Here is a 1,086-nt window from a genome sequence, read left to right as displayed (position 1 = left end):
TGGCCGACCAGATCGCGCAACTGTCGCAGGCGCCGGGCCTGGAGTGGATGGCGCAGGTGCGCCAGATGCCCGGCGTGGACTGGCAGGCCATCGAGGAAGCACACAAGGCCTGGAGCGAGGAACACCAAAGCCTGGGCCAGGGCGCCAAGGCGATCATCGTCATTGCCATTGCGATTGCGACCATGGGCGCGGGCGGAGTCTTGCTGGCTCCCGGGATGGCTGTAGCCTCGGCGGCAGGTCTGGCGGGGACGGCGGCGGGTGCGGCCCTTGCTGCGGCGGTGAATGCGGCTGTGTCGACGATTATCCTTCAGACGACCTACAGCATGATCGCCAACCAGGGCGACCTGGGGGCGGTGTTCCAGGAGCTGGGGTCGAGCGCATTCTTGATGCAACTGGCCAGCGCGGTGGTGACAGCGGGTCTGACGGCGGGCTTGACCGATGCGGCTTTGTCGGGGCTGGACCTGCCGGGTCTGAACGTGGCGGCTTCTGAACTGACCTTCGTGGAGCGGCTTGAGCGGGTCGCCCTGCAGGCCACGATCCGCAATACGATCCAGTTCGGGTCGAACGTCGCGCTCTACGGCCAGGATCCGGGCGAGGCGGCCTTGGCGATGACGCGGAGCCTGGGCGCCGATGTGGTCGGGGCCATGGTCGCCTATGAAATGGGGGCCTTGGTCAGCGGCTATCAGGACACGACGCTGGGGTATATCGGCGACAAGGTGGCCCAGGCCGCCGTGGGTTGCGCGACGGGAGCCATCGCGGGCGGGTCCTGCACCTCGCGGGCTTTGGGGGCGGCCCTCTCGGCCATGGCCATGGATGCCTACCTCGGTGAGCTGGACCGGAGCGCCTACACGGCGGAGGAATGGTTCGCCATCCAACAGCGGATGAGCAAGATCGGCGAACTGGCCGCAGCCCTTGGCGCAACCTTGACCGGCCAGAACGCCGACGAAGCCGTCGCCGCAGCGCAAAACGTCGCCGAAAACAGTGGCAAGGATCTCGATTGGCTGCTCGGCACGACCCGAGAGAACTTCGCTGGTCTAGGGGACACGGTTGATGAGGTGATCACGGCCCTATCCGTAAGAGAGCCGA

At 66.7% G+C, this 1,086-nt stretch carries 1 protein-coding gene; it reads left to right on the top strand.

Annotated features, from left to right (window positions below; all coding sequences use genetic code 11):
* Window positions 1-1,086, top strand: a 1,086-nt coding sequence (locus tag ACLIRY_RS27180; RefSeq protein WP_413208534.1) for a DUF637 domain-containing protein, incomplete at both ends; no start/stop codon positions are given.

The sequence above is a fragment of the Rhodospirillum sp. A1_3_36 genome, from assembly GCF_047263945.1.
Lineage (GTDB): Bacteria > Pseudomonadota > Alphaproteobacteria > Rhodospirillales > Rhodospirillaceae > Rhodospirillum.
This window is presented reverse-complemented; position numbering and strand designations above follow the sequence as displayed.